This window comes from Halobacillus sp. ABR2_026 (genome assembly GCF_056158545.1).
In genome coordinates, this window is sequence record NZ_JBSWTM010000001.1 from 185072 (window position 1) to 208207 (window position 23136).

The 23136-nt window shown below is 46.8% G+C and carries 19 protein-coding genes, 1 riboswitch and 1 other annotated feature; of the genes, 5 read left to right on the forward strand and 14 right to left on the reverse strand.

Features of this window, described 5'->3' with window-relative positions:
• The first annotated feature begins 13 nt into the window (after positions 1 to 13).
• From ACXADE_RS01070 to ACXADE_RS01080, 3 genes are all read left to right on the forward strand, one after another.
• Positions 14 to 535 carry an RNA polymerase sigma factor gene (locus tag ACXADE_RS01070; RefSeq protein ID WP_474978675.1) on the forward strand — a complete coding sequence of 174 codons (522 nt, stop codon included), beginning with the start codon at positions 14 to 16 and terminating at the stop codon, positions 533 to 535.
• Positions 536 to 630: 95 nt separating this feature from the next.
• Positions 631 to 1014 carry a hypothetical protein gene (locus ACXADE_RS01075; protein WP_474978676.1) on the forward strand — a complete coding sequence of 128 codons (384 nt, stop codon included), beginning with the start codon at positions 631 to 633 and terminating at the stop codon, positions 1012 to 1014.
• A gap of 25 nt (positions 1015 to 1039) precedes the next feature.
• Positions 1040 to 1789: a sulfite exporter TauE/SafE family protein gene (locus ACXADE_RS01080; protein WP_474978677.1), complete on the forward strand. Its 750-nt coding sequence runs from the start codon at positions 1040 to 1042 to the stop codon at positions 1787 to 1789.
• A 72-nt stretch (positions 1790 to 1861) separates the two neighbouring features.
• On the opposite strand, the gene ACXADE_RS01085 is transcribed toward ACXADE_RS01080, so the two are convergent.
• The 5 genes from ACXADE_RS01085 to ACXADE_RS01105 all read right to left on the reverse strand — a co-directional run bounded on the left by ACXADE_RS01085 (position 1862) and on the right by ACXADE_RS01105 (position 8488).
• Positions 1862 to 2335 carry a PCYCGC motif-containing (lipo)protein gene (locus ACXADE_RS01085; RefSeq protein ID WP_474978678.1) on the reverse strand — a complete coding sequence of 158 codons (474 nt, stop codon included), beginning with the start codon at positions 2333 to 2335 and terminating at the stop codon, positions 1862 to 1864.
• A gap of 94 nt (positions 2336 to 2429) precedes the next feature.
• Entirely contained in the window at positions 2430 to 4064 is a 1635-nt protein-coding gene (locus ACXADE_RS01090; RefSeq protein ID WP_474978679.1) for a thiamine pyrophosphate-binding protein, read from the reverse strand.
• Between the two features lie 13 nt (positions 4065 to 4077).
• Positions 4078 to 6864: a sensor domain-containing phosphodiesterase gene (locus ACXADE_RS01095; protein ID WP_474978680.1), complete on the reverse strand. Its 2787-nt coding sequence runs from the start codon at positions 6862 to 6864 to the stop codon at positions 4078 to 4080.
• Between the two features lie 129 nt (positions 6865 to 6993).
• A complete protein-coding gene (gene chrA / locus ACXADE_RS01100; RefSeq protein WP_474978681.1) occupies positions 6994 to 8172 on the reverse strand; it encodes a chromate efflux transporter in 1179 nt (392 codons plus the stop codon).
• Positions 8159 to 8488: a PadR family transcriptional regulator gene (locus tag ACXADE_RS01105; RefSeq protein ID WP_474978682.1), complete on the reverse strand. Its 330-nt coding sequence runs from the start codon at positions 8486 to 8488 to the stop codon at positions 8159 to 8161. The genes chrA and ACXADE_RS01105 overlap by 14 nt, the downstream gene beginning before the upstream one ends.
• A gap of 254 nt (positions 8489 to 8742) precedes the next feature.
• Here ACXADE_RS01105 and ACXADE_RS01110 point away from each other — a divergent pair, with 254 nt between their 5' ends.
• The gene (locus tag ACXADE_RS01110) at positions 8743 to 9720 is read left to right on the forward strand and encodes an NAD(P)/FAD-dependent oxidoreductase (RefSeq protein WP_474978683.1); all 978 of its coding nucleotides are present in this window, start codon (positions 8743 to 8745) and stop codon (positions 9718 to 9720) included.
• Between the two features lie 181 nt (positions 9721 to 9901).
• Here the strand turns inward: ACXADE_RS01110 and metC are convergent, their stop codons facing one another.
• The 9 genes from metC to ACXADE_RS01155 form a co-directional block, all read right to left on the reverse strand.
• Positions 9902 to 11080, reverse strand: coding sequence for a cystathionine beta-lyase (gene metC, locus ACXADE_RS01115; RefSeq protein WP_474978684.1), 1179 nt, complete (start codon positions 11078 to 11080; stop codon positions 9902 to 9904).
• The gene (locus tag ACXADE_RS01120; protein ID WP_474982171.1) at positions 11077 to 12195 is read right to left on the reverse strand and encodes a methionine biosynthesis PLP-dependent protein; all 1119 of its coding nucleotides are present in this window, start codon (positions 12193 to 12195) and stop codon (positions 11077 to 11079) included. The genes metC and ACXADE_RS01120 overlap by 4 nt, the downstream gene beginning before the upstream one ends.
• A gap of 83 nt (positions 12196 to 12278) precedes the next feature.
• Positions 12279 to 12389: riboswitch (SAM riboswitch) on the reverse strand.
• Between the two features lie 123 nt (positions 12390 to 12512).
• Positions 12513 to 12902 (reverse strand): hypothetical protein, encoded by a 390-nt coding sequence (locus ACXADE_RS01125; RefSeq protein WP_474978685.1) that lies wholly within the window; start codon positions 12900 to 12902, stop codon positions 12513 to 12515.
• A gap of 54 nt (positions 12903 to 12956) precedes the next feature.
• Positions 12957 to 13289 (reverse strand): hypothetical protein, encoded by a 333-nt coding sequence (locus tag ACXADE_RS01130; RefSeq protein ID WP_474978686.1) that lies wholly within the window; start codon positions 13287 to 13289, stop codon positions 12957 to 12959.
• A gap of 82 nt (positions 13290 to 13371) precedes the next feature.
• The gene (locus tag ACXADE_RS01135) at positions 13372 to 13818 is read right to left on the reverse strand and encodes a DUF4385 domain-containing protein (RefSeq protein ID WP_474978687.1); all 447 of its coding nucleotides are present in this window, start codon (positions 13816 to 13818) and stop codon (positions 13372 to 13374) included.
• On the reverse strand, positions 13808 to 14776 hold the full coding sequence (glsA, locus tag ACXADE_RS01140) for a glutaminase A (RefSeq protein ID WP_474978688.1): 969 nt from the start codon (positions 14774 to 14776) through the stop codon (positions 13808 to 13810). Before glsA ends, ACXADE_RS01135 begins: the two co-directional genes overlap by 11 nt.
• 256 nt (positions 14777 to 15032) lie before the next feature.
• Positions 15033 to 16058 (reverse strand): cytochrome d ubiquinol oxidase subunit II, encoded by a 1026-nt coding sequence (locus tag ACXADE_RS01145; protein ID WP_474978689.1) that lies wholly within the window; start codon positions 16056 to 16058, stop codon positions 15033 to 15035.
• Between the two features lie 32 nt (positions 16059 to 16090).
• Entirely contained in the window at positions 16091 to 17422 is a 1332-nt protein-coding gene (locus ACXADE_RS01150; protein WP_474978690.1) for a cytochrome ubiquinol oxidase subunit I, read from the reverse strand.
• Positions 17423 to 17483: 61 nt separating this feature from the next.
• Positions 17484 to 18260 carry a class I SAM-dependent methyltransferase gene (locus ACXADE_RS01155; RefSeq protein ID WP_474978691.1) on the reverse strand — a complete coding sequence of 259 codons (777 nt, stop codon included), beginning with the start codon at positions 18258 to 18260 and terminating at the stop codon, positions 17484 to 17486.
• A 1461-nt stretch (positions 18261 to 19721) separates the two neighbouring features.
• Positions 19722 to 19949 (forward strand) — a binding site (T-box leader).
• 94 nt (positions 19950 to 20043) lie between these two features.
• Here ACXADE_RS01155 and ileS point away from each other — a divergent pair.
• Positions 20044 to 23133 carry an isoleucine--tRNA ligase gene (gene ileS / locus ACXADE_RS01160; RefSeq protein ID WP_474978692.1) on the forward strand — a complete coding sequence of 1030 codons (3090 nt, stop codon included), beginning with the start codon at positions 20044 to 20046 and terminating at the stop codon, positions 23131 to 23133.
• Positions 23134 to 23136 lie beyond the last annotated feature (3 nt).

Below are 23136 nucleotides of genomic sequence, written 5' to 3' on the forward strand. Positions count from 1 at the left end.
GAGATACGGAAAGATGGACTTTTGTGAAATGTATGAACGGTATTATCACCGTGTCTATTATACGGCGTTGAAAGTGACGAAGTGCCCTAGTTCCGCTGAAGATATCCTGCAAGAAACGTTTATAAAAGCCTATGACAAACGGCGGGAAGTACGAGATGGTGAGAAGGTGGGGGCATGGCTCGCCACCATCGCCCATCGGAAAGCGATCGATTTTCTGCGCAAGGAAAGAAAAGCGGTCCATGTTCCCATCGAAGACTTGACGGTTTTACCTCCCGTCATGTCAGATGCCCCATCGGATGTCGAACGTATTTGTGAATGCCGGAACTTGGAGGAAAATATCAAAAAACGGATTAGTCTGTTATCTCCAAAGCTTCGTGTCGTTTTTCAGTTAAGTTATGATCGTGAATGGAAGGAGAAAGAAATTGCCCAGGTACTCGGAATCTCACAGGCCGCTGTCAAATCACGCCTGCACAGAGCCCGTCAGGAATTGAAAATGAAGATGCAGGTGGAAAAGCATCATTATTCGACAGCCTGAGGCAGCTGCAGAACCTTGAGTCAGAGGTTCTGCTTTTTTTATTGAATCATGGTATATTCTCTTGTAGGATTCGACTGAGAAAGGCGGTGATAGAATTGAAGAAAACCTTTAACATGTACATGCTGCTTTTGATGATATTCTTGACCGGATGCGCCGGGGGACAAAAGACGCTCCCTCTGCCTGAAAGAGAAGGGGACTTTCATTTCCAGGCCATTATAGAGAATGCTCCAAAAGAAGGGGAAGAAAACCCTGAATATGAGCGGATGTATGATCTTGTTGCCGAAATGCAGGCGAATGAAGCCATCGACCTTACGCAGGTGGATGTTCAGGTAAAGAAAGATACTCCGATTGTAGTGGAGGGCGAAGAAGTGGTTCAATTTCCGGTTTACTTCATTTTGGACCGGGAAGGAATTGTCCTCGAGACTACGAATTTGGATGATATAGCTAAATATATCAAACGTGCGGGGACAGGAGATTGATAACGGAAGGAAAGGGGAGAGAGAGATGACCATTTTAACTTTCCTTGCTGTATTAGCAGCGGGTGTAGCCGCTGGTTTCATCAATGTCATTGCAGGGGGCGGGTCTTTATTGACCCTGCCAATTCTCATCTTTTTCGGCCTGCCGTCCGCGGCAGCGAATGGAACGAACCGGATCGCTTTGATGGCGCAGAATCTTGTTGCTATTGCCGCATACCGCAAAGACGGCTATTTTGATGGGAAATTCAGTCTGCTTCTGGCTGTGCCGGCACTGATCGGCTCCATCGTCGGGGCTCAAATCGCAGTAAACATCCCTGAGGGTTTGTTTAATCGGATCTTGTCCATCGTGATGATTGTCGTTTTAATCATCATGATATGGAAGCCACATAAAAACTTATCGGCAGTGGCCCAACAAAATACGGGTGGAAAAAAGCTGCTGGTGGCAATCGTATTCTTTTTCATCGGTATTTATGGAGGGTTTATCCAGGCGGGTGTCGGATTTGTCATCATTGCAGCCTTAACCTTTATGACCGGCCTGTCATTGGTGAAGATAAATAGTATCAAAGTTTTCGTAGTGGCCGTGTATACGTTGACAGCTCTTATCATTTTTATTGTCAATGGCCAGGTCCATTGGGGGTACGGAATCACTTTGGCTATTGGTACTAGTCTCGGTGCTTATTTGGGAAGTAGATTTGCCGTGAAACACGGGGATAAATGGATCCAGAGAATCCTTATTGTGGCGGTCATCGCCATGGCGGTTAAACTCTTCTTTACATAGGGACCTCTCTGTTATTGGTTAAAAGGAGGATGAAAAAAGCGGCCGGATAAAATCCGGCCGCTTTCATACGTTTTAAAGGGATGGTGTCGGTGTTGGTTCTGCATAACCATTCTCGTACTGGGCATCAATTTCTTCGCGGATCTCTTCAATTGATTTGCCGTTCTGATAATCGACGATTGACTGGGCAGCAATTTCCATACATACGCCGCATTTCGTTCCATGGTCATCCCATACGAGGCTGCCATCTTCTTTCATTTCGTGGACAAAGCAGTCGTAATTATCACGGTGTCCGACACTTTCCCCGCATCCGCAATAACAAGGGATGTGTTCCAAAAGGTCTTTGCTCTTTGCAGCGGCCCTATAAATATCATGAACTTGTTCAGGTTTTTCTTCCATAAAGGAAGGGAGCGTGGCCACTGACGCCGTTTCTTCCCTGATATCTCCATTCACATGTTCGATGTGTGCTTCCTCTTCCGGCTCGGCTGAGCAGCCGGCAAGTGCCGTACCAATTACCAGCGTAAGGATAAGGAAAAATGACTTCTTCATAAACAAGGCACCCTCTTCTCATTGATAGTTTTATCATAAAGAGGGTGCCTTGAAGTTTCAATACTTTTCTAAAAAGTTCGTTCTTCTGTCACGACTATTTCCCAAAAGAGGAAAGGAATTTCACGCGATCGCCCATCGGCGGGACATTGTCATCGACGAGGGCCACTTCTAACACAGCGGGCCCCTTGGCATGGAAGACAGATGAAAGGTGTTCATCATTGAGGTCATCCATGGATTCAATCCGTGCATTAGGAACGCCGAGGGAATCAGCCATCCGTGAGATGTCGACAGCTTCTTGGCCGAAGCGTTTATGCGCCCGCTTGTATTGAAGGGTATGTCCGTGGTGGACCATGCCGAGTCTCGCATTGTTCATGACAATGAACAATACCGGGATGTCATATTCCTTTGCGGTAAGAAGTTCCATGCCGTGCATGAAGAAACAACCGTCACCGGTTATGCTGACTGTCGGCCGGTCCGGATCTGCAAGCCTGGCTCCAATCGCACTGCCAATTCCGCTTCCCATAGCACCGAAATGGACATTGATATCAAATGAATCTGCACTTTTCACTCCCATATAGTGGACGACATAAGCCATGAATTCACCAATATCGATGGTATAGCGCGTGTCCGCCGGGAGTTTTTCCTGTAGTGACCATAAGACGTTCTGGGAGTTGTACTCCTCCGAAATCTCAGGAAGCGGGCTTTTATGGATTTGACCTGGTTCACGCTTCACCCCTAACTGATTCAGTGCTGTAATCAAAGAGGAAACCGTCACATCAATATCTCCATGAAGTGGATAGTCAACGGGGTATTTTCTGTCGAACACCGTCGCGTCATAATCCATTTGAAGCAGGGTCCTGTTCTTAGCAAGGTTCGGGTTCCAATTGTTCGTAGCTGTTTCTCCCAGGCTTGATCCTAGAACCAGGATGGTCTCTTCTGGTCCGTGATTAATCAACTCAGAGGCTTCTTCGTGGCCGGCAAATCCGAAGATTCCGCGCTTCAATGGATGGTCATCCGGGATCAATCCCTTGGCCTGTGGAGTCGTTACGACCGGCCACTGAAGTGTTTCAGCCAGTTCAAGGACATCATCCACAGCTCCACGAATGCCTTGGCCGACAAATAGGAATCCACCGTCACTGGAAGCAAGTTGCCTGGCAGCTTCAAGGACAATTTCATCACTTGGGAGTAGAGGAATCCTTTGTGGGAAAGTCGGGATGGATGGTTCTGTAATATCTGTCAGTTGCACATCAATAGGCATAGCGATGTGTACAGGTCCAGGAACACCTGTCATAGCGATCTCCACCGCTTTATGGATTTCTGGAAGAAGATCCTCCGCGCGGTCCACCCTCTGACTGTATTTTGTGACCGATGTGTAGAGAGGATCCGCGTGAAGCTCCTGTGAAGCGTTCAAACCGACCGTTTCTACAGGGACAGCCCCTGTTAAAAACAGGACAGGAAGGTGCTCCCTCATAGCATTTGCTGCACCTGTGACAAGATTGGTCCCTCCAGGTCCGCTGCTCCCGATACATACACCAAGAGATTTGGAATATTTGGCATAAGCAGCTGCCATATAGGAGGCTGCTCCTTCGTGTTTAGTCACAATGGGTGTAATGGCTGGAGTGTCATACAACTCATCAAAAAAAGCATTCACTGAACCGGCCGGAATACCAAAAATGTAAGAAACATCACCTGCAACAAGATAATCCAATACCGCACGAACTGATTTCATGAACGTAACCCCTTTACTGAAGTGATTTTAAGTACTGCTTTTCAAACGCTTCCACTTGGAGTGGATGACTATAATAAAACCCTTGGATCCAATGACAGCCATGCTCTTCAAGGAAAGAGGCCTGGTCTGCTTCTTCCACGCCTTCTGCGATCACATGGAGCTGGAGGCTGTCTGCAAGGGTAATGATGGTCTTAGTAATCGCTGCATTGTTCCGGTTTGTCGTAACATCGTTGATGAAGGACTTGTCGATTTTCAAGGTGTCCACCGGGAAGTTTTTCAAGTACCCGAGAGACGAATAGCCGGTTCCGAAATCATCAATTGAAATTTGGATGCCAAGTTCTTTCAAGGAACTGATCGTTTTTAAAGTATGTTCTGTGTTATGGATGATCAGATTCTCGGTCAGTTCGAGTTCCAGGTGTTTCGCAGGCAGCCCGGTCTCTGTCAGGATTTCATCCACTGTACGTACGAGGTTCTGCTGGTTGAATTGCTGTGGCGATAAATTCGCAGAAACAATCCATTCTGTGTATCCATGATCCACCCATTTCTTCATTTGTCTGCAAGCGGCACGAATCACCCATTCCCCAAGACGGATGATCAAGCCGGTTTCCTCGGCAAGAGGAATAAACCGGCCCGGAGCAAGAGTGCCGAGTTTCGGGTGATTCCAGCGGATCAAGGCTTCCATTCCAATCACATCTTCTGTTCGTACATCGAATTTAGGTTGATAGTATAACTCGAATTCGTCTCCTTTCTCCAAGGCTTTGAATAAATCGTTTTCGAGTTCGATTTGTTCGATTGTACGGCTTTCGATTTCTGATGAAAAAAGCTGGAATTGATTGCCGGACAAATCTTTTGCTTTGTACATAGCCACATCGGCATGCTTAATCAATGTTTCCGCCGTCTCTCCATTTTCCGGGAAAAGGCTGATGCCGATACTTGTTTTGACTGCAATTTCCTGGCTACCTATCATAAAAGGGTCATGGAAAGCCTTAAGAATGGTTTCCGCGCATTTCACGGCCTCTTCCTGACGTTCAAGAGTAGGAAGGAGGATGATGAATTCATCTCCACCTTGCCGTGAGACCGTAGCCCCGCTCGGAACCGCTTTTTGCAAGCGTTCTGCCACTTCTGATAAAACCCTGTCTCCAAAGCTGTGCCCGAACGTGTCATTGATTTTTTTAAAGCGGTCAAGGTCAAGGAACAGAATCGCCAAAGGTTTGTTTGTCAGTTCGGCATACTGAAGAGCCTGATTGAGCCTGTCCTGAAACAGAACACGGTTCGGAATATTGGTCACGCTGTCATAATAAGCGTGATATTTAATCTTTTCTTCCATTTGCTTTCTTGAAGTGACATCTTTGAAGGTCACCACGTATCCGACGGTCTGTTTATTTTCTATTTTCGCTGTGATGACATATTCGACGGGGAAAGTGCTGCCGTCCTTTTTAAAGAACAAAAAATCTTTATCTGCATGATTTTCTTTCTGCTCATAATGCTCAAGGAATGTCATTTCATTATCGAATACTCGGGAATAAGGTGCTCCCTTAATTTCATTTTCACTTTCGTAGCCTAACAGCTCCGTGGCAGAGGGGTTGGCGAAGGTGATATGCCCAGTGAGATCAATGCCGAAAATACCTTCTCCTGCTGAGTTCAGGATCAGGTCTTTTTCGTGACTGATCTGGGTAAGTTCGGAGATGGCTTTTTCAAGTTCATCATTTTTTTCAATCAATTCAGACGTCCGGTCCTGGATGATGATTTCCTGTTTCTCCATGTATAACAAATTGAAGAGCACCGGTGCCGTCGTATCTACAATCGATTCAGCCAGCTGGCAGGAAGAATCAGGGTAGAGGTGGCCGGATTCTTTCAAGTTCACGATGGCGATCGCTCCGAGGACTTCCCCGAGCGAGACGAGGGGGATCATATACAGGCCTTTGATACCGAACTCCTCGCAAATTTTTTTGTTCGTCCGGTGATCTTCAAAAACGTCAGGGACCAAGATGGATGTTTTGGTATGAGTGACTTCCTGGAAGACGAGATCTTGACTAAGGTCGAACTGTGCTTTCTGGTGGGTTTCCTTCCAAGCTTCTTCCGTCCAATCACTTTCTTTACTTAAACTGGCAGGCTTCAACTTATGTTCAGCCACCGGATCGATGAAGTGGGCACCGATGTTGGGGTTGTCTAAGACTTCTCCGAGATAGTAGAAGCATTTGTCCAGAGCTTCCTGTAGGGAGGAACATAAAGAGAGGTCCCGGGTCACATTCAGCAGCAGTTGTTTTTCACTGATCAATTTTTCTTTTCGCTTCAGAATGTTTGCATTGCGGATCGCGACGGCCGCCATGTTGATGTACGCTTTGACGGATTCGATTTCTGATTCTGTTAAATTCATCGGAATGCCGTAATCAAACATGAAGACAAGGCCATATAATTCATCTTCATAAGAAATTGGAGCGACGAGAAGGGAATTGATTTTAAACGCTTGAATGGCCCGCTGATCCGGTCGATCATCTTTGGATGTGTCGGGGATGTAGATGGTTCTTCTCGTTTGAATAACCTCTTTGGCAAGCAGGTCATATTCCGGGTCGACGATATGCATATCAAGACTCATTCCATTGATCAAGGCCGGTTTTCCGACATAGCCTTGGTAGGTACCATCTTCGCGCGGCAGATAAATGCCGACCGAGTCGCACCGCATGATTTCTTCTGATATGGCTGTGACCACGTGTTCTAATACATCGCGTAAATCGTGCTCTGTATTGATGAGCTTCGTGATTTGAGCGAGACGAGAATATCTAGTTTGTTCTTCAGCCATTGAAAAACCTCCATAGTTGTCATATTTTGATAAAGTTCGACTATTATAATGAACTTCCTGCATCTGTAGTGGAATTTTTACAAAAAATCGAAGAAAAAAGGCGCAAAAGGAGGACTTTTGCGCTTTTTCTTACAATATATTCAAAATCGCACCCGCACCGACACCAATCAGTACAATCGCCCATGCAGGAACTTTGAAGAAGTGTAAGAGAGCGAAGAGGATGGCAGCAAGGGCAAAATCTGCGCCTTCCATGATCGAACTCTTCAAGACAGGGTCATAAAAAGCAGCAAGTAGAATTCCGACGACGCTTGCGTTGACTCCTGTAAGCACGCCTTGGAACGCAGGACGTTTTCTTAATTCATTCAAAAAGGGTAGTGCGGCCATCAAAAACAGGAAGGAAGGCAGGAAAATGCCTGCTGTGGCTACTAATGCGCCGCCGATTCCTTCGATCATGGTTCCGAGATAGCTCGCAAAAGTAAACAATGGTCCGGGGACGGCTTGAGCCATTCCATATCCAGCCAGAAACTCACCAGCATTCAACCATCCTGTCGGTACGACTTCACGTTCAAGCATAGGGAGAACAACGTGACCCCCACCAAAGACGAGAGATCCGACACGGAAGAACGTATCAAACAATTGGATGAGCATGTTTTCTGTATTCTTTGCAATCATCGGTAAAAAGGCAAGAAGCGCAAGCAGAACGCTAAGGGAAGCTACTCCGACTTTTTTTGAAAAGGTCACAGGGAACGGCTGGATCTTCGAATCCACCATACTCGAGAACATTTTCCAACCGAACAGGCCGGCCGCCAGTATGATCAATAACTGCATCCATGCGGATGGGTATAGCAGAAGAATGAGGGCGGATGTCAAGGCAATAGCAATCCGCGGGCGGTCAGGCGTCAGCTTTTTTCCGAGTCCGATCAAGGCATGAAGAACGACAGCCGCCGCCACGACCTTCAAGCTATGGATGAAGCTGGCATCCCCGAGGTCAAAAGATTGATAGAGTAGTGCGAAAAGCACTAAAACGATAATGGACGGTACCGTGAAACCGACCCAGGATATGAGTCCGCCAAGCAGTCCGCCGCGAAGCATTCCGATAGCGATTCCGACCTGACTGCTTGCTGGACCAGGAAGAAACTGACAGAGTGCAATGATGTCAGCATACGTTTTTTCATCCAGCCATTTTCTCCGGTCGATATACTCGTCTTTAAAATAAGCGAGATGGGCCACTGGTCCCCCGAATGAGGTGAGCCCAAGTTTAGTAGATGCTTTGAATATTTCTATGAGTGAACCTTTAGGTTTGCTCATCTTCCGGTTTCCTCCAATCTTTCCCTAAAATTTCTTCTGCAAGCTCGCGGACCTGTTTTCTTCCTTCTGCAAGTACTTGCTTTCCTTTATCCGTAATGACATAGTATTTTCTGATTTTACCCTCCACTTTTTCTTCATACTTCTCGAGCAGTTCATCTTGATGAAGTTGTTTCAGCGTAGGGTAGAGCGTGCCGGGGCTGATGTTATACCCATGGGAAGCAAGCTCTTCCATGAGGAATGCCCCATAAATGGGTTCAATGTTCGCATGATAGAGAATATGGATTTTGATCGACCCTAAGAAAAAGTCTCTCAGCACGACAAACACCTCCGATATCGAAGTTCGATATCAATATACGATACCGATGAGGGAAATTCAATAGATGACAGGTAACATTTACGAAGTCGATGCGTTTTTTTACATCGTGTTAATGTTTCATAAAGATGTTCGTGTGTAAGAAACTGTGGTAAGCTGATGATAACGATTATCAGTTAGGGTGGTTTAGCTTTCAAAAATAGGAAGACTGCCCTGATTTCAGGTAGTAAGGTTCGGATAAGGAGGAGTTCGTTCATATGGAAGAGTTGTATGACGTAACCGTAATCGGTGGCGGTACCACCGGTTTGTACGCGGCTTTTTATAGTGGAATGAGAGGATTGAAGACAAAGGTGATGGAATACCAGCCCGAGGTCGGAGGGAAAGTTTCCTTTTTCTATCCGGAAAAGAAGATTTATGATGTGGGAGGATTTCCAGGCATTACAGGAGAAGACCTGGTTACAAATGTGAAGGATCAAGCGGAAATGGTGGATCCTGCATTTGTTACAGGTGTGATGGTCACCTCTTTTGAACAGCGTGAAGATGGAACGATTGCTTTGAAAACGGAGGATGGATCTGTTCATTTGTCCAAAACGGTAATCGTGGCGTCAGGTCTTGGCACCTTCGACATGCAGCCGCTTCGAGTGAAAGGGAGTGAGGCGTTTGATGGAGCGAACATTCATTATACCATCCAGAATCTCGGACAGTACCGGGGACAGAAAATCGCGGTCATTTCACAAAACCGTGTGGGAATTGACTGGTCGCTCGCCCTGGAGGAGGTCGCTGAAGAGGTTCACCTGATCAATCGGAGCGCTGAATTCAAGGCTGTGTATGAACACGATATTGAAAAAGTAGAATCCTCTTCTGTACACATTCATAGAAATCAGACGATAGAAGAATTGCGCGGGGGAGAGCGCTTAGAAGAGGTCCTGCTGCAAGACGGTTCTGTGCTTGAGCTCGATCATATCCTTGTTTACGAAGGGCTGCAGATCAATAAAAGCCTTTATGACGAATGGGGGTTGGAGTCGGACAAGGGCAGGATCCCGGTTTCCACAGATATGCGTGCAAGTATGGATGGGGTGTTTGTAGCTGGGGACGCAGCCGTCTACCCGGCGAAGACGATGTTGATCGCTTCCGGTTTTAATGAAGCGATGGCTGCGGTTAACAGTGCAGCATCTTACTTGGATCCTAAAGCAAAATCACAAGTATACAGCACGGTCATCTATAAACATAAATGAATTAACCGGACTCAGCATCTGCTGGGTCCGGTTTTCTTTTTAGGAGAGGGTGGTGATAATAAATGTTTTGTATTCGCTAATAAAAGGTTACAAACCGCTAATAAAAATCTTGAAGTCGCTAATATACGCTCAAAAGCGCTGATAAAATCGGAAAACCTGCGAATATCGTCTTTTCCATCATTTAACCTTCGACTTGCAGATATTCATAAGATTCAAGATGGCTCAGTGCCTGGTGAAAATCATCCATCAAATCCTGAGGGTCCTCAAGCCCGACGGATAGACGGAGGAGTCCATCAGTGATTCCTCGCTTCTCCCGTTCCACTTCCGGCATGGAAGCATGGGACATGCGGGCGGGGTAGGAGAGAATCGATTCTACAGCCCCGAGGCTTACGGCGTAAACGGGAAGCTCCACATGATGGATAAACCTTCTTACCGCTTTTTCATCTCGCAAGCGGAAGGACAATACAGCCCCCGCTCCTTCTGCTTGATAGGTTTGCGTTGAATTTCCAGGGTGAGAGCGGAACCCAGGGTAGTAGACGTGTTCCACAAGCGGGTGTTCTTTTAATTTCTCTGCGATTTTGTAAGCTGAAGCTTGAGACTGTGTCATTCGGCAATGCAGGGTTTTCAAGCCGCGAAGCACGAGCCAGCAATCGTGTGCGCCAAGAATGGATCCGAATGAATTTTGCAAAAAGCTTAAACGCCCGGCGATCTCCTTATCTTTCGTAGCGGCCAGACCTGCGACGACATCACTGTGTCCGGCAATGAATTTCGTTGCACTATGAAGGACGAGGTCTGCCCCATTATCAAGGGGACGCTGAAGAGTGGGGGTCATGAACGTATTGTCGACAAAGGTCCAGCATTGGTTTGCTTTTGCCAGTTTTGTGACCGCCTGAATATCTGTAATTTCCAGGGTTGGATTGGACGGTGTTTCTATATAAATGAGTTTGGTATTCGACTGAATAGCGGTCGCCACAGCATGGAGGTCTGTCATATCGACGAACGTGTGGTCAATGCCAAACCGGGTAAGGACATCGTTGATCATCCGGAACGTCCCCCCATAAACATCTTGCGTAATGACGACGTGATCACCTTTGGAAAGAAGCATGAATGCGGTTGAAATGGCAGCCATTCCTGAAGCAAAAGCAAATCCGTCTGTTCCATTTTCAAGTCCGGCAATCGTGTCCTCTAAAGCTTTACGCGTCGGGTTACCAGAACGGCTGTAATCGTAAGTGCCCGGGTGGTCGAAATCCTGCTGGTGAAAGGTGGATGCCTGTTGAATAGGGACGCTGACAGCACCGGAATGGGGATCGAACTTATAATCATTGTGAAGCAGTCTCGTCTGCAAAGAATGGTCAGTCATAGTACAGATTCCTCCTTTGATAACTGGTTGAGGGTGAAATCCAAATCTTCAAGCAGGTCATCGATATGTTCGACTCCGACAGAGAAACGGAGCAGACGGTTGCAAACCCCGTAACGCGTGCGGTTTTCCTCAGGAATATCCGCATGGGTCTGGGTGGCGGGGTAAGTGATGAAACTTTCCACACCTCCGAGGCTCTCGGCGAAGCTAATGACATTCAACTTCCGTAGAAAAGGATCGACCCACGCTTCAGATTGCAATCGGAAAGACACCATACCTCCTTTGCCGGGATAAAAAGTGTCCGTGATGTGCGGATGATTTTCCAAATAGGACACGACAGCTTTTGCATTCGATTCGTGCTGGCGCATCCTTAGCGGAAGGGTCTTCATCCCGCGCATGACCAGCCAAGAATCAAAAGGAGAGAGCACAGCCCCGGTTGTGTTTTGATGAAAAGCAAGTTGTTTACTGATCGTTCTCCCTTTGCTCACCAGAAGACCGGCCAATACATCATTATGACCCGCCAAGTATTTCGTAGCACTGTGGATGACGATATCTGCTCCGTCCAAAATCGGCTGCTGAAGAACAGGTGTATAGAGCGTATTATCTACAAGAAGCAGGAGGTCGTGCGCTTTGGCGATGGCTGAGATTTCCTTGAGATCAGCCGTATGCATCAGTGGGTTGGTCGGTGTTTCGACGTATATCGCTTTCGTGTTTTCGTTCAAGTAGGAGGGAATCGATTCAAGGTTGCTGCTGTCCCAATAATGGAAACGAATCTCAAAGCGCTCCTCCATATGTTCAAATAAGCGGTAGGATCCTCCGTATAAATCTTCAGAAACGATGATTTCATCGCCTCTGTTGAAAAGAGACAATGCGGTTTGTACAGCTGCCATTCCGGAGCTGAAAGCGAACCCGGCTTCTCCGCCTTCAATGTCAGCGATCGAATTTTCAAGAATCTGCCGCGTCGGGTTACCGGTTCGCGCATAATCAAATCCGGTCGATTCCCCAAGTCCCGGATGCCGGTAGGGAGTGGAGAAATAGACGGGCGGGTTGATGGCTCCCGTCGGTTCATCCCGTTGGTTTCCAGTCTGAACGAATTTCGTCTCTGTGTGCGGACACATAACAACACATCCTTTATAGAAATAATCAGGGAAATAAAAAAAAGCCTTCTCTAAGAAGAAGACTTTTGTAGGCACGGTCCTTCTCCTTATCTTTCAAGTTGATGAAACAACTTGCTGGATTTAGCACCTTTCTGGTCGAACCAGTGGTTGCTGAGGCTTCGCAGGGCCAGTCCCTCTGCCTCTCTTGATAAGAAATTCAGTTGTATTTTTTTCTAATTGCTGATTACTCTACACTACTCAGAAAGTTTTGACAATATGATAACGAGAATTTTTCAAATACGTTCGGGGTAGAAGAGGGAGCCCTTCATGAAACAGGATTATAACACAGGGTTTTGAACTCCTGCCTCAATATAAGAACGGACGAGCTCCCAGTTTCCTTCACGTTTTTCAAAGGTATCGAAAAACAGGTTGGAGGTCGGCAAAAGTTCCCCATTCAGACGGACGGATACCCAAAAAGCAGCAAGGTAGCTCTTGTCACTGATTCTGGTAACCGAATGGTCGGTGTAGATCCAGGCCATTTCCTGGTCTTCAAAATGGTCAAAAGCTTGCTTCCATCCTTCAATGGATGCATCGTAAGAATAATCGACAGATTCTCCCTGGCGGATCTCACGGGCAATGAGATCCTTGGAAGTCACGGTCATCAAGTGATTCAAGTCATGCTGACAGGCTTTTTGTTTGTACTTTTCATAAAACGTATGAAAATCCATAACTATTCCTCCTCTGAAGAAATAGTTCAACAGTCGAGCTTGGAATCCTGTAAATTAATGACAAATGCCTAAGTTGTAGAGGATGGTTTTGATTTGCAGCGCAAGGATACCTATCCAGATCACGTGGTTGATCGTGACGATGCTGTATCCTAATGGTTTATTTTGGATCTGTGCTCGTTTTCTATAAAGAATTGCGGTTAAAGGGATGGTTACGAACGTAAAAATAGCGGTCAACCCAAGCAGGCCTTTATAGTCATGTATCCAGATGAAGTCATTGAAGATCGGGATGATAATCGTAGAAGTATATAGGACAGAAAGGAAGTAAACGCCTATGAACCACGAGGCGGTCATGAACAGAAGGTTAATAAGAAGTGGGTATGTTTTCACTAAAGCACTCCTCGTTCGATTAATCCGAGTTTAACACTCGGGTTAATGTTATCCTACGTTCATGGGAGAAGATTGTCAACGATTATCCAAATTGTTTTTGATGGGCTTTCTTTTTCTCCAGGTATTCTTCATCCTCCCGGACAGCGATCCACTTTTCTTCGAAAATCTGGGCGGATTGCGCCTTCTCCTCATCGATGTCCCGGTCATTCACTTCCCCGTCCTTATCATATTTTTTGCCCCCTTTGTAGTTGGCATATCTACGGGCGCGGGTATAGCCCATTTGAAGGAATTTCCTTGCCATATCCATACCGACAAAATCATCTGCTTCCTTGTAATCCAGGAACATCTGATAGATCTTATCAGAGGATTCTTTGGCGATTTCCGGTGTTTTAAATCGCCAGTGAGCAAGAATCTCGCTCTTATATGGCTCTACGAGTAATACCCCCTGCTCCCCCCGTCCTACTCGATATTTCTTCGGATTTTTGCGGAAATCAATGTTGTCGAAATCAAGATCATAATCAAACGCCATTTATATTCTTCCTTTCTGTGTTTTCCACACCAAACATGTTGAGGTGCAAATCCCGGGATAATTTCTTGATCAAAGCTCCGCCGGCCGTACTGTTTCCCTTCTCATCGATAGCTGGTCCGACAACCCCGATCCCCATCCGTCCTGGAGAAGAACCGATGATGCTACCGGAGACGCCGCTTTTACAAGGAAAACCTGCTTCTACGGCATAATGTCCTGATGAATTGTACATGCCGGATGTCATCATGATCGCCTTCACCGTTCGAAGGTGATGGGAGGGGATGAGTTTTTCACCGGTTTCAAGGTCGAGTCCACCTTTAGCTAAAAACAGTCCGACTCGCGCAAAGTCGTGGGTTGTCATCATGACAGAATTCATTCGGAAATAGAGGTCAAGTGCTTCTTCCACATCTGTGACGAGCGTACCGGTACTTTGCATGAAATAAGCGAGAGAACGGTTGCGGGCTCCATTTGCCTTTTCAGCTTCATATACTTCCTCACTCATTTCCAGCTGGTCGTTATTCGTGACTTTCCGTAAAAAATCCATGTAACGGGTGAAACGATTCTCGACATTCTGCCCTTTGATCAGAGCTGAAACGGCGATGGCTCCTGCGTTAATCATTGGGTTGAACGGCTTGCTCGTATCATAGGACTCCAGCTGGCTGATAGAATTGAAGAAGTCCCCCATCGGTTCCATGCCGACGGTCTGAAAAACGCGGTCTTTTCCAAAATCCTGTAGCGCGAGCATCAGCCCGAGAATTTTTGAAGTGCTTTGTATGGGAATGTAAGACCCTGTATCCCCTGCAGAAAAACAGTCTCCATCTGTCGTGATGATGGTAACGCCGAGCAAATCCTTAATCGTTTCGTCATATCCAGGAAGAATCATATTGACATTTCCGGCAGAAGCGTAAGGCCGGCTGTCTTCGATGGCTTCTTCAAGATAATCTTTCGTCAATTCCTTCATTCCACTCCTCCTTCCGTTAATCGAACTTCCTCTCTTTAGGACGTGCAGTTTTCGTAACATATCCCCTTCCTGATTTCTGAGATTCTCAAAAGGGTGAAATGAACTTTTTCCAGGAGCTCCTGAATGTATACAATCATGTCGATATGGAGTCTTTGTTAGTTTTAGCTTGTTTTTAACCTATTTACCTTTATTGAAGAGAGGGTAAACGATCGGATGTCCAATGAAAAAAGCATCCTGCGGCGAGGATGCTTTACGTTTATTCCTGTTTCAAATAGCGCCGGTCTTTAAGGAATAGACGCCAGAACAAGTAGAATGCGGGGATAAGAATGCCGAAACCGACGGCGTAAACGATCAGCATTTGGTAAAACGTATCCGGATTTGTAAAACCGTCTGCGATCGTAAGGTCCGGGTAAATCAAAAAAGGCAGATGAGCAGATCCGTAAGCATAAATGGCAACCGCATACTGCAGGCCGACCATGACGACAGCTGGACGGGCGAATCCGCGCCGGCCGTCTTTTTTTCGGATGAACAGGAAAGCATATCCAATAATGAAAAAGAGAAGGGAGAATCCGAAGGCCATCCAGTTTTCCTGGATATTATCAACAATCCAGGAGGCTTCTTCAGGAAAAGTGCCGATCGTCAACATGGCGATGGCAATACTGACAGGACCAAGCCATATGGAGTGCTTACGGAAAGTGTCGTAAGCATTCCAATCTTCAGCTTCCTTTGCATAGTCCATCAAAAAGATAGAGGAGATGAACAACTCCGTCGAGAGCCCGAACAAAATGTGCATGTACAAGGTAGGGTGCGTGAGAAGTTCTCCATACTGTAGACGCGGGTAGTCATCTTCAAAGCTGACGAACCCTCCCAGGGTAATAGGCAGGATACTGACGAGCAATGCTGGAATGACCAAGCCGGTGAAGCCGGAAGTCAGACGGAGCAAATCTCTGAAACGGTTGGCATGATGTTGGAAAACCATGAAAGTCGTACGGATGGTCAGTAATAAAATTCCCAGACCGACAGGGACGAGCAGAACGCTGCTGAGCAGAGTCGTAGCGAATGGGAAAAAGGTGACGACAGAAACAACGAAGATGACGAGAAAGACGTTGGTCACTTCCCATGTTGGAGAAAGAAAACGGTTCGCGATCTGGGAAGCACTCTTTTCTTCATTTTTTCCATAAATCATTCCCCAGAAACCGGCCCCGAAGTCGAGGGACCCGAGGATGGAATAGATGAAAAGCAGACTCCATAAAATCGTAATCGCTAAAGTTGATGCTTCCATAAGTTGTACGTCCTTTCCGGGATGTTGTTGGCTTATACTTCTCGAGTATTCAGATCTTTGCTCACCGGGTTTCGCTTAAAGTAATATCGCATGACGAAACCTGTTACGAAAAGCAGGGTGATATAAAGAGTCATGAACAAGTAGAAAAGGAAGCCCACACTCTTCGATTTAGTAGCAGCCTCTCCCGTCCGGAGTACGTCTGTAATCGTCCATGGCTGGCGTCCGATACAGCTGAAACACCAGCCTGCTTCAATGGCAAGCATGGCGAGGGGGCCGCTGACGACCAGTGTAGCCAGCAGCCATCCTGGCAGGTCTTTTTTTAGGACGTGTTTCCAGAATAGAGCGACGAACGCTACGATAATGAGAACAGAACCGATCCCTACCATGACATTGAACAGGATGTGGACATAGAGTGGGGGCCACAGTTCCTCAGGGAATTCGTTCAATCCTAAGACTTCCGTGTCCAACCGGTCACCTGCAAGGAAACTTAAAGCATAGGGAACTTCCACGGCATACTTTACACGCTGATCTTCTAATGATGTATATCCTCCGATCGATAAGGGGGCATAGCGCTGCGTTTCAAATAACCCTTCCGCAGCAGCAAGCTTTCTTGGATTATACTCGTGAAGCATTTGTGCCGTTTCATGACCATTAATAGCTGTCGCCAAAGACATAAGAGCCCCGAAGTATAGAGCAATCGTCAATGCTTTTTTATGATACGCACGTTCAGCTTTTGTGATGTGTCTCCGCATCAGCCTTAGGGCTGCAATAGACGCCACAAGGAAAGCCACTGTCATGTAAGCAGACAGGGTTACGTGGATGGCGGTGACGCCGAAGCTCGGGTTGAAAAAGGCTGCCCATGTATCCACGTCTGTCACTTCTCCGTCCGGCGTGATGTTGAACCCTGCCGGTGTATTCATCCACGCGTGGACATCTGTGATCAAGATGGCCGATGCCGTCGCACCAAGAGCCACGGAAATAATGCTGACAAGTCTCAGGGTGGGAGGTAGTCGGTCCGCTGCATACAGGTAGATGGACATGAACACCGCCTCGATCAGGAAGGCGAAAATCTCCATCTGGAACGGAAGGGCGATGACTTGGCCGACAATTTCCATGAAATCCGGGAACAATAGGGAGATCATGACGCCGACGATCGTACCAGAAGCAATGGAAACAGCCAACAGAATGGCGAACCCCTTCGTCCAGCGTTTCGCCATCAATGCGTAATCCGGGTCTTTCTTGATAAAGTGAAGGACTTCCGCGATGATGATCATCACGGGAAGTCCAACACCGATCGTTGCATAAATGATATGGAATCCGAGCGATGTACCGAATAACGCACGGGCCATGACGACGATATCCATTGATCTCCACCTCACATTTCAATACTTCGTTTATTTTTCCAATGTGATGGTGGAATATTCGTCAGGAGGAATGTTTTTCTACAACTACCATATACTCATCGATTTCGAAGGACTGGACATGTCCATTTTCTTCAAGAATGGAAAAGTGCTTTTTGGCTGCCGGGGGAGCTTGTTTGAATAGTTCTTCCACAGCTTCCTGTTCAGATTTCTCATCTAATGTGCGCTGAACCCAGCTCGGGAAGGGCATCGCTTTTTTTCGAGTGAGTTTTTTCTCAATGCTCATGTGGTTATTTTGGAATAGATGTTCCCATTCGCTGATTTTAAGAGCGCGGACGTGGCTGTAGTCCCGCGCCTTCTCAAAGCGGTTATAAAACAGGTCCAGCTCCTTGTCTTCGGGGGCCACGTTGTCGATCATTAAAAACCTGCCGCTCTCTTTTAATACTCGGGCCACTTCCTGGATGAAATCATGGGGGGAAGGGAAGTGGTGTGGTGCAATTCTGCATGTGACAAGATCAAAGCAATCATCCAGAAAAGGCAAGGACTCGGCATCTGCGACTACGAATTCGATGTTTTGCTGGGAAGTTAAGTGACGGGCTGTGTTTTGCAGCATGTCTTTTGTAAGGTCTGTAGCAAAAACAGTTCGGCAGTGGGGACTTAAAGCTTTCGCAACATGGCCGCCTCCTGTGGCGATATCCAATGCTTTGTGTGAAGGGTCGGGCTTCAGCCACTCAACAATCCCATCAAGGTCGGATTGTTTTTTATGTGTTGCACTATCGACATACGCTTGTTTGTTCTTTGAAAATACTTCCTGGACGTGACGCTTCACTTCATCTGACATACGTAATCCCTTCTTTCCTAATATTCCGTTTCTGTTAAATGTTTTGTGTTTGCATTTATTCAAGAATAAAGCTGTTTTCAAGAACCGGGAGTTTATCTTCAATAGTTAACAGGGCTTATTTTTATGGCTCTGTTAAAGTTCAGTGTTGATATTTGCATCAACGGAAATGGCAGGATTGTTGACTCCGTTTCGAGATGGTTCGGGGTTCGTTATTGTGTTGAGTGCCAGGGGTGTCTGGGAAGCTACTCGCTTTCTTGTGGGGGAGTGCCGAGCTTCCTCGGGCTTATCGCCTTGCGGGATCTCGCCGATCTCCTTTCTCCCACGGGAGTCTCGCAGCTTCCCAACCACCCCATTCGATCATGCGAGAAACGAACCCCTTTACCAACGTTGGATGGTCTTCCATTACCCCGGTTGTTGTAAGCATAAAACGCTATGTATCAAGCTTTTCGGGTTCGAGCCTCTCGGTTTGGGCGTATGATCCTTATCCTCTCACCAACTAGAATAGCTGATGATTCATGAAGGGGTTTCGAGACCCTGATCTAGCCAAGGGGCTGCGGGGGATGACTCGCTTTCCGCGGGAGCGCGGTGAGCCTCCTCAGGCTTACGCCTTGCGGGGTCTCACCCAGCACTCTTTTCCTCATAGATATCCGGTTTCTGCGCCTAGCGGCTAGTGAGACTTCCCTCGCTTCTGTACGATAAGTCAACATCGAATCCCTTCGTTCTTCGTGTTTCCTTTATCTCCTCCAGATCAGTCCAGTCCATACGCCGCTGAACGAGGCGCCCGCACACTTAAGATAGGAGTCTCGCCATTCCCCTCCGCCCCTTTGCCATATAAGTGTCTCGAAACCACTACTTAAAAAATCAGCTGTATGGGTAAGAGAAGGGAATGATATCATCTCTACCCCATGAACGTTTAGCATACGCAAATGCTTGATACTACGTATGATCTGCCCGTCTAGGGGAGAAGAATTGTACTAATCCATACAGATGTTCGAACCTCAACCATTCATGCTCACCCTTTTTAAAGTGGCTTCGAGACACTTATAAGGGAAAGGGGGCGGAGGGAAACGGTGGAGACTCCTATGGGACGTGTGGGACAGGTGAGACCCCGGAAGGCGTATCCTGAGGAGGCTCACCGCCCGCCCCATGGAAAGCGAACCTTTTCCCGGAGCCCCTAGAATCACACAAACATCTCGAAGCTGAGTCTTCAAGAAAAGGGAGCTTTCGTTGAATAAGCCAAATATAAAATTGGAATTTCCTTATTGCAGTAATATCAACACTAAACTTTAACAGAGCCATTTTTATTGTAAGCAAAACAAGTGTTTGGCGATAATATGGATTTTTTATAGGAAGCGATAAGATAAAGTGAACACGTATAAGCTTTTGAAAAATAGGCGAGGATGAAGGTAAGAAAGCTTTGACATACAAAAGATTACATTGTAGGATATGGAGAAGATACGTATAGTTTCGTTGACGAGAAGAGTAGGCTTTTATTTCTGTCTCAAGAGAGTCGCTGGCTGGTGTGAAGCGATGACAGGTAACAGCTGAAGATCATCTCTGAGAAGTTCTGCTGAAATGAGACAGAGTAAGTGGAACCGGCAGGCGGCCGTTATCCGTTTTGTGAACCGAGAGCCGTGCATGTATTGCGCGGAATATGGGTGGTACCGCGGAATCAAATCCGTCCCTGTGTATTCAGCAGGGGCGGATTTTTTTGTTCCTGTCGTCATTGTAAGTTCGTTATTATTTATCTATACAAAAAATCAAAGGGTAAGAGGTGGAAGAAATGCGCAGTGTCAATACGAAAGAAGCGGCTTTAGACCGCGAAAATCGTGTCAAAGATTACTGGAATAAAGAAAATGTCTTCCGTCGCTCCATGAATGAGCGCGAAGGTGCAGAAACATTCGTTTTTTATGAAGGGCCGCCGACAGCAAACGGCCTCCCTCACGCAGGGCATGTCCTTGGCCGGGTCATCAAGGACTTTGTCGGACGTTATAAAACGATGCAGGGCTATCAAGTCCTACGTAAGGGCGGCTGGGATACGCACGGTCTGCCGGTTGAGCTGGAAGTCGAGAAGCAGCTCGGCATCTCAGGAAAACAGCAAATCGAAGAGTACGGCGTAGAGAAGTTCATTGAGAAATGTAAGGAAAGTGTCTTTAATTATGAAAAAGAGTGGAGAGAGTTCACGGAATCCATCGGCTATTGGCTCGATATGGATGACCCTTATGTGACTCTTCAAGATCGTTATATCGAAAGTGTCTGGTACATCCTGAGTGACCTTCACAAGCGCAACCTGCTTTCTAAAGGTCACCGTGTAACGCCTTACTGCCCGAGCTGTCAGACGACATTGAGCTCCCACGAAGTGGCGCAGGGATATGAAGATGTCAAAGACCTTTCCGCAACGGCGAAGTTCAAAGTGAAAGGTTCTGAAAATGAATTTTTCCTTGGCTGGACGACAACACCTTGGACGCTTCCTGCCAACGTTACACTTGCCGTTCACTCGGATCTTGATTATATCAAGGCGAAGAAAGATGGCGAAGTGTACATCGTTGCGGAAGCTCTTGCCGAGAAGAACCTTGGGGAAGAGTACGAAGTCGTTTCCAAGCATAAAGGGAGCGAATTCAAAGATGTTGAATATCACCCGCCGTTCCCGTTCGTTAAGCCTGAACGTGGTCACTTCGTCGTCGAAGCAGATTTCGTAAACGCAGAAAGCGGTACAGGTGTCGTTCATATCGCACCTGCTTATGGTGAAGATGACTACAATTTGGTGAAGGGAAACAATTTGTCTTTCTTCAATGTTGTGGATGGTCAGGGTCGTTATACAGAGGATATCCCTCCATTTGAAGGTCGATTCGTTAAAGATTGTGACGTCGACATCGTGAAGTACCTTGCAAACGAAGGACTGCTTTTCCATAAAGAAAAATATGAGCACAGCTATCCACACTGCTGGCGTTGTGATTCTCCACTGCTATATTACGCAATCGAAAGCTGGTTTATCAAAACGACAGAACTGAAAGATCAGTTCATCAAGAATAACCAGGAAGTAACATGGCATCCGGACCACATCAAAGATGGCCGTTTTGGAAACTTCCTTGAAAACATGGTCGACTGGAACATCGGTCGTAACCGCTTCTGGGGAACCCCGCTGCCGATCTGGATGTGTGATTCCTGTGATCATCAATACGCCCCGCACAGCAAAGCGGACCTTCAGGAAAAAGCGATTGGTGATATCGGTGATGTTGAACTTCACAAGCCATACGTCGACCGCGTACAGGTAACGTGTGAAAAGTGTAATGGCACGATGAACCGCGTACCAGAAGTTATTGACGTTTGGTTCGATTCTGGTTCCATGCCATTTGCCCAGCAGCACTACCCGTTTGAAAACAAAGATCAGTTTGAGAAACAGTTCCCTGCAGACGTCATTTGTGAAGGGATCGACCAGACACGCGGATGGTTCTACAGCCTGCTCGCTGTCTCTACTTTGTTCACAGGTAAAGCTCCTTACAAGCGTGTCCTTTCCACTGGTCATATCCTTGATGAAGAAGGACGCAAGATGTCTAAGAGTAAGGGGAATGCTCTAAACCCTACAGATCTTGTTACAAAATTCGGTGCTGATGCTTTCCGTTGGGCGTTGCTTGCTGACAGTGCGCCGTGGAACAATAAACGTTTCTCGGAACGAGTGGTAATCGAAGCGAAATCTAAAGTCATTGATACGCTTGTAAACACGCACGGTTTCTACACCTTGTATGCCAACATCGATGGTTACACATTCAATAAGAATGAAGAAGGCGAAAAGACACTGCTTGACCGCTGGGTCCTTTCCCGGTTGAACAGTGTGACGGGTGTGGTAGAGGAAGCGTTGAATGACTACGACTTCACGAAAGCTGCAAAAGCTCTAGAGAAGTACATTGATGAACTAAGTAACTGGTATATCCGTCGTTCCCGCGACCGTTTCTGGGAATCAGGCATGACTGAATCCAAGAAAGCGGCTTACCATACACTTCATGAAGTGTTGGCACAGCTCAGTCAGCTCATGGCTCCGTACACGCCGTTCCTTGCTGATGACATCTATCAAAACCTGACGGGTGAAAGTGTGCACTTGGCGTACTTCCCGAAAGTGGACGATGCGGTGGTAAATACGCAGCTTGAAAAAGATATGGATGCTGTACTGCAAGTGGTTGAGCTAGCTCGTGGTGTCCGTAACACCGAATCGATCAAGACGAAGCAGCCTCTGTCAGAGCTTGTCGTCATCCCGGTCAACTCAGATCAAGGGAAGGCGCTTGAGGAATACAGCAGCATTATCCGTGATGAAATCAACGTCAAAGAAGTTGTCGTGAAGCAGTCCTCTGATGATCTCGTACGCTATGAAGTCAAACTGAACTTCCGTGCTGCAGGTCCTGTTCTTGGAAAGAATGTCGGGATTGTCAAAGGGTATCTCGAAAAACTTTCTGATGAAGAAGCAGCTAAAGTTGTTCAGGATGAAAAAGTCGTCGTGCCGACAGGAGACGGAGAGGTCGAGGTTACCCTGGACCTTCTGAACGTTGAACGTGTGGCAGATGCTGGATTGTCCATGGGATCCAATCAGGATTTCCATGTCATGCTGGATACGACGATCACAGAAGAGCTTCGTCTGGAAGGCCTTGCCCGCGAAGTCATCCGGGTGATCCAGGATGAACGTAAACAGCAGGATCTTCCAATCGATCTTCGCGTCGATATCGCTCTCGATGGAGATGCAGACGTTAAAGAAGCCATTCAACAGAATGAACAACTGATCCGTGAAAATGTTTTAGTTAACGATTTGACGGTCGGGGAAAAGGAAGCGATGAAAGAGTATACAGTCGGTGACCACCAACTGAAACTTGCGCTTCAACAATAAAGA

What these genes read in the sequence shown, in the direction of transcription:
- ACXADE_RS01070 (WP_474978675.1), top strand. Translation starts at nt 14, where the DNA reads ATGGACTTTTGTGAAATGTATGAACGGTATTATCACCGTGTCTATTAT.
- ACXADE_RS01080 (WP_474978677.1), top strand. Translation starts at nt 1,040, where the DNA reads ATGACCATTTTAACTTTCCTTGCTGTATTAGCAGCGGGTGTAGCCGCT.
- ACXADE_RS01085 (WP_474978678.1), bottom strand. Translation starts at nt 2,335, where the DNA reads ATGAAGAAGTCATTTTTCCTTATCCTTACGCTGGTAATTGGTACGGCA.
- ACXADE_RS01090 (WP_474978679.1), bottom strand. Translation starts at nt 4,064, where the DNA reads ATGAAATCAGTTCGTGCGGTATTGGATTATCTTGTTGCAGGTGATGTT.
- ACXADE_RS01095 (WP_474978680.1), bottom strand. Translation starts at nt 6,864, where the DNA reads ATGGCTGAAGAACAAACTAGATATTCTCGTCTCGCTCAAATCACGAAG.
- chrA (WP_474978681.1), bottom strand. Translation starts at nt 8,172, where the DNA reads ATGAGCAAACCTAAAGGTTCACTCATAGAAATATTCAAAGCATCTACT.
- ACXADE_RS01110 (WP_474978683.1), top strand. Translation starts at nt 8,743, where the DNA reads ATGGAAGAGTTGTATGACGTAACCGTAATCGGTGGCGGTACCACCGGT.
- metC (WP_474978684.1), bottom strand. Translation starts at nt 11,080, where the DNA reads ATGACTGACCATTCTTTGCAGACGAGACTGCTTCACAATGATTATAAG.
- ACXADE_RS01120 (WP_474982171.1), bottom strand. Translation starts at nt 12,195, where the DNA reads ATGTGTCCGCACACAGAGACGAAATTCGTTCAGACTGGAAACCAACGG.
- ACXADE_RS01125 (WP_474978685.1), bottom strand. Translation starts at nt 12,902, where the DNA reads ATGGATTTTCATACGTTTTATGAAAAGTACAAACAAAAAGCCTGTCAG.
- ACXADE_RS01135 (WP_474978687.1), bottom strand. Translation starts at nt 13,818, where the DNA reads ATGGCGTTTGATTATGATCTTGATTTCGACAACATTGATTTCCGCAAA.
- glsA (WP_474978688.1), bottom strand. Translation starts at nt 14,776, where the DNA reads ATGAAGGAATTGACGAAAGATTATCTTGAAGAAGCCATCGAAGACAGC.
- ACXADE_RS01145 (WP_474978689.1), bottom strand. Translation starts at nt 16,058, where the DNA reads ATGGAAGCATCAACTTTAGCGATTACGATTTTATGGAGTCTGCTTTTC.
- ACXADE_RS01150 (WP_474978690.1), bottom strand. Translation starts at nt 17,422, where the DNA reads ATGGATATCGTCGTCATGGCCCGTGCGTTATTCGGTACATCGCTCGGA.
- ACXADE_RS01155 (WP_474978691.1), bottom strand. Translation starts at nt 18,260, where the DNA reads ATGTCAGATGAAGTGAAGCGTCACGTCCAGGAAGTATTTTCAAAGAAC.
- ileS (WP_474978692.1), top strand. Translation starts at nt 20,044, where the DNA reads ATGCGCAGTGTCAATACGAAAGAAGCGGCTTTAGACCGCGAAAATCGT.